This is a genomic window from Vibrio sp. Y20_XG_PY13 (assembly GCF_024181925.1).
Taxonomy (GTDB): Bacteria; Pseudomonadota; Gammaproteobacteria; order Enterobacterales; family Vibrionaceae; genus Vibrio; species Vibrio parahaemolyticus.
Genome location: NZ_JAMZAL010000028.1, coordinates 1 through 5,096 on the forward strand (window position 1 = coordinate 1; position 5,096 = coordinate 5,096).

The following is a 5,096-nucleotide window of genomic DNA, read 5'->3' on the forward strand; positions in this document are numbered from 1 at the left end:
TTGAAAACGGTCGCTGAGTACGTAGAGAGCCACGAGATTTATCAGTGCCTATCTGACATAGGCGTTCATTTCGCTCAAGGGTACTATATTCACAAACCTGAGCCTCTTACTCAGATTTTGAAAGAGTCGCTAGTAGACAGTGAGTCACACCATTCATGTTAAAACACGATACATTGGATTGTAGCAAATCAAATGTTGGATTGAGTAAGTTAGTGAATAACTAGGCACTCATACAAGATGAGCTGCGTATTTCGGTGATTGCGATCGCTCGTTTCCCCCCTGGACAACGCACTAAGCGATTTTTCAATACGAAAAGTTATCCGTGTGAAGCTAAATTAGTACATGACCAAACACGGAATTGTCCAGAGAGATGTGTTGGTAGCTAGTGCTAACACGCCTTTGCCCCATTATTTGCTAGACCTTTTACTCGTTCACATCCTTTTCATGGGCTTTTCCCCTACAAAAACTTACCCATTCTTCTAGTGGTGTTCGTTTGTAAACCCCAGTGTTGTATTACGGGGGTAAATTCCAAGAATAGGTGAAATTTGTCTAGGAGAACGGTGGCGGTCCAACTCACTTAACTCGGTGTCCAAAACTGACGGTGCGAATCACTTTTCCTACCCCCTCTCTCAAAACTTTGAGTAAATACCTCTTTTCAAAGCTCTCTACGGTAAGTGGTTTGGAGTATTTAAATCCTTGAACTCTTGACACATTCATAGAGTTGCAAGCTCTGTGTTGCTCAGGAGTTTCTATTCCCTCAGCAATAATCTCATAGTTAAGTGAGCGTGCAAATGCACAGATGGCTTCAAACAACTGCCGAGAAGTGTGAACTTCGATATCCTTTAAAAAGCTGCGATCAATTTTGATAATATCGATTGGAAAATATTTGAGATGAGATAAGGATGAATAGCCAGTACCAAAATCATCAATGGCGATTTGAATACCTAACCGGCTGAGCTCGTTTAACGTTTTCGAAGCGTTGCCTTTCGGGAGTAAACAGTTTTCAGTAATTTCAAACTCAATGTGAGAAGCACAGACTCCATACAAATGCAAAAATGCAGCAACCCTTTCGACCAGTTGAGGAGCGGATAGTTGTTTCGGAGAAAGATTCACTGCTAACGTAAAAGACTCAGGAAAGAAGCATGCTGTTCGCCATATCGACATTTGCCTAATCGCCGTTTCAATCACCCATTCACCAATATTCTCAATGAGCCCAGACTCTTCTGCAATTGGAATAAATACGTCTGGTGGGACGAAGCCTAGATCTGGATGATACCAACGAATCAACGCTTCGGCGCCAACAAGTCGCATTGATTTGTCAAATTGAGGTTGATAATGTAATTCGAATTCCTCTTTTTGTATGGCTTGCTTAAGGTTACTTTCAATGCGTAAACGTTGATCAACCGTATCATGAAAGGCTTTAGAATAGTACTGTGCCTGTTTTCGACCTTTCTCTTTTGCCCTGTATAGCGCGATATCTGAACACTTTCTCAACTCTAATGAGTTTGATGCACACTCAGGATAACTGGCTACCCCGATGCTAATTGAAACCTCAATACATTGCTGGTCAATGTTGAAATTACTTTCAAACGCAGAGAGTATACGTCGTACAATTAAGTCAACCTGCTCTTCAGACGCTAAGTTAGTTGCAATCACTGCAAACTCGTCACCTCCTATACGAAATAGAGAATCACTATCTCGAGTGTTGCATTGAAGTCTTTGTGCTACTTCCTGTAAAACATGATCTCCCGTGACATGTCCATATTGGTCATTGATGTCTTTAAAACGATCCACATCGATGAGCAAGAGCGCTAAAGGTGTTTGACTGCGTGAAGCCATGAGTAAAAATTTCTTTAAGCGTTCGTCAAAAAAGTGTCGATTAAATACCCCTGTTAACGTATCAGTCTCAGCCAGTTGTTTTAGCTGAGTGTGAGTCTCGAGTACCTTTTGCTCTAAAAAGTAGCGCTCTGTTGCGATGATAATCGCTCTTCTCAAGCGGATCGAAGAAATTTCATTTTTCATCACGAAGTCTTGAGCACCCATCTCAATACATTTCAAAGCCAACTCTTCGTCATTACTATGGCTGAGCATGACAATAGACGTGGAAAAATCCGAATTTGATTTGAGTGCAATGAGCACTTCCATCCCCGTTGATGGTGGCAGTTGATAGTCCAGTAAAATCACATCAAAAGATTGTTTAAGGGCTTTGTCTAACCCTTCATGAGCAGTTTGCGCTTCTTCTATTATCGAGATAGGCAAATCTGTACTACGCAATGTTTTCTTAATTGCAAGTCTATCGATGGTATCGTCATCAATAATTAATACTTTCATATGCTGCCGCCATGAGTCATTGAACTGGTAATTCTACGATGCGCCAGTAGTTATCTAAAAAAGCAAGAACTTCATTAAAGTCCTGGCTCACCGAAGATTTGACCATGTAACCTGCGATATTTTTTTCATACGCTGCCGTAATTTCTTCATCTCTTCTCGAGGTAGTTAGCACAAAAATCACTAGAGAGCAGAGCTCATCATCTCTTCTCACTTCACCAAGAAATTCAAGTCCATTCATTCGAGGCATGTTTAAATCGAGAAGCACAATACAAGGGGGAGGTATTTCCCCATTTCGCAAGCATTCTAAGGCTTCTATTCCATCTCTAGCTCGGTAAATAGGGTTAAGTAACTTCAAAGTGTTGAGTGCTCGCTCGATGCCCATTGCATCAATATCATCGTCTTCCACTAAGAGAATATTAACAGGTTTACATTCAGGGGATGTCATGAGGCTTCCTTAACGAGTACGGGGCTATTTTTTTTGGGCCATGAAAAATGAAAAGCACATCCTCCGAGTGAGCTAGAGCCGATAGAATAGTGGCATGAGTATAAATCCAGAACTTTCTTGATAATAGAAAGACCTAAACCACTTCCTTCAACAGTGTCTCTCGGTTGTAAGGTATGAAACAATTCAAACACTCTCTCCCTGAATTGTTCTGGGATCCCTGGTCCATCATCTTCAACCACAAACTGATACATGTCTCCGATATCCTCTCCTGAGACATAAATGGTTCCTATTTCCTTGTGGTGATGTTTGACGGCGTTGCTGATTAAATTACGAAGTATTAATTCAAGAGGTGTAGTTAATGTCTCAAACTCTCCAATATGGTTGTGGCAAACCAAAGAGACCTTACGTTGAGGAGAAATCAGTTCTAATGTCTCTTCACAGTATTGCTCGAGATTAAATGTCGTTAGCTGACCAGGCTTACGCCCCACACGAGAGTAGGCGAGCAAATCATCCAACAGTCTTTCCAACCTCTGCACGCGGTTGCTCAGCAAAGATGCATATTGTTCTGTTTGAGGGGTTAAAAACTCCGATAACTCCTCGATTAACCAAGTCACTAGCTGGGAAATGCCGCGTAAAGGGGCTTTCAGATCATGAGAGGCCACGTAGGCGAACTGATCAAGTTCTCTATTTGCCTCTTGCAATGCTTGATTCCTGGCTTGAAGGTCTTTTGTGGCCGTTTCTAACTTGTCAGTGCGCAATTGCAAGTCTTTCGTTAAATGCTTTGCATACTCATCGACTCGCTCTTTTTCACGAACCAACATGAGAAATAGCATAAATAACAAGCCATCCACGATAATACCGAAGATAAGAATAAGCAGAGGTTGAGTGGTATTTTGCTGCGCTTCAAACAATGGCGAACTTTGAATAACGAAGGTCCAAACTCTACCGTATATATTCAACTCTAGAGTTTGTGTAAAGTGCGGATCTGAATGATGGCTCACGTTTGACACATTAAGATCACTGTACAGCAATTCTTGATTGTCATAGAGACTGAAGTTCACGAGTCGTTTCTCTCCAGAGAGAGTCCCGTTCATCAATTTATTTACAATAAATGGGGCGTAAACTAAACCTAAGAAACCATCTTTTGTATCTCCGTAGTACTCAGGAACTTCATCAGAAAACCAGGGGGCATAAAACAGAAACCCCGGCGCCTTTTCCGAGTCTTGAACTAAGGTAATTGGAGCAGTGATGGTGGCTGTATTTGTTAATCTGGCGTTTTTGGCTGCGGTGTATCGGTTGTTTTCATGTGCCATGTCTAGTCCCACGGCCTTTAGGTTATTTTGCATTGGTTCAATGTAGGTAATAGGCCAATATTCGGAAGCAGTTCGAGCAGGATGCGGCACATATTCAGACAGTTGCTTTCTTTGCCATTCTAAATACCGCTTTATTTTGTTATCAGGAACGTAGTGAATAACACCAATACCGTTGATGCCTGGAAAGTGTCGAGGGACATCAAACTGGTCAGCAAAAATTTTCCAGTCTGCTCTTGAGGCAGGCGCTTGATACATATGTAAGGCTGACACTCCTGCGAGCAGTGCCTCCTCATATTTCGACATCCGCTCTTGTACGAGTTCGACCAACTGATGGGCTTGAAACTCAAATTGAGTTTTTGCTTTTTGTTCCACCTGACTCGAGGTTACCGCCCAAGCGGTAAGAGTGAGCACGGCTGACAAAAAAAGTACAAACCAATGATACCAATGGAGTGTACTTGCCCGTTGAGTCAATAAAGTTATCGTCAAAATTTAACTGACCTTTGTAATTATTATATGTAAATCAACATAATTGATTATTAAATTATATGCAAATATGTTCTTTTTTATGTTTTCTTGTTTGATTTTATGGCGGGTGGGGTTCAACATACGGTAAATCCACTCGTTACTGAGATTGGTCAGGTCATAACGGGAAATGCTCAAGGGAGAAAAATGGATAAAGAAATCACCGTTTTTGATAGCTCTGGCATTGCCATTCAGGATCTATTTGTCGCAGCAAAACTATTAGATTTGGTCGATAGAAAGGCTGCTGAATAATTTAGTCTGTCCAGTTGTGTTCACATACTAAAAGTGACTTTGCCATACCTAAAGTAATTCATGAAAAACTACATTAGCAAAGTCACTAGCAAACTTTTGTCCAGAGGTGTGCCAGCGCCGATTACGGCAAACACACCTTTGCCCCAAAGTGTGCTAGTTCCATTTTAGCATTCTAGTTAATGTGTAGTGTTTTCTAATGCATTAAGTCCAATAGTGCTATGTCGGGTTGATTA

At 41.4% G+C, this 5,096-nt stretch carries 4 protein-coding genes; 1 reads left to right on the forward strand and 3 read right to left on the reverse strand.

Features of this window, described 5'->3' with window-relative positions:
• Window positions 1-573 precede the first annotated feature (573 nt).
• Genes NL646_RS23125 through NL646_RS23135 form a run of 3 tightly spaced genes read right to left on the reverse strand, consistent with a single transcriptional unit; the run spans window position 574 to window position 4,461 of the window.
• On the reverse strand, window positions 574-2,331 hold the full coding sequence (locus NL646_RS23125; RefSeq protein WP_253664747.1) for a GGDEF domain-containing response regulator: 1,758 nt from the start codon (window positions 2,329-2,331) through the stop codon (window positions 574-576).
• Window positions 2,332-2,347: 16 nt separating this feature from the next.
• Window positions 2,348-2,776: a response regulator gene (locus NL646_RS23130; protein WP_025590354.1), complete on the reverse strand. Its 429-nt coding sequence runs from the start codon at window positions 2,774-2,776 to the stop codon at window positions 2,348-2,350.
• Complete coding sequence (locus NL646_RS23135) at window positions 2,773-4,461, reverse strand: CHASE domain-containing protein (protein WP_253664748.1); 1,689 nt, start codon at window positions 4,459-4,461, stop codon at window positions 2,773-2,775. The genes NL646_RS23130 and NL646_RS23135 overlap by 4 nt, the downstream gene beginning before the upstream one ends.
• A 213-nt stretch (window positions 4,462-4,674) precedes the next feature.
• On the opposite strand from NL646_RS23135, the gene NL646_RS23405 reads away from it, so the two are divergent.
• Window positions 4,675-4,863, forward strand: coding sequence for a hypothetical protein (locus tag NL646_RS23405; RefSeq protein ID WP_257971229.1), 189 nt, complete (start codon window positions 4,675-4,677; stop codon window positions 4,861-4,863).
• Window positions 4,864-5,096: the final 233 nt, after the last annotated feature.

Excerpts from the sequence above, each read along its gene's own strand:
- NL646_RS23125 (WP_253664747.1), bottom strand. The coding sequence starts at position 2,331 with ATGAAAGTATTAATTATTGATGACGATACCATCGATAGACTTGCAATT.
- NL646_RS23130 (WP_025590354.1), bottom strand. The coding sequence starts at position 2,776 with ATGACATCCCCTGAATGTAAACCTGTTAATATTCTCTTAGTGGAAGAC.
- NL646_RS23405 (WP_257971229.1), top strand. The coding sequence starts at position 4,675 with ATGGCGGGTGGGGTTCAACATACGGTAAATCCACTCGTTACTGAGATT.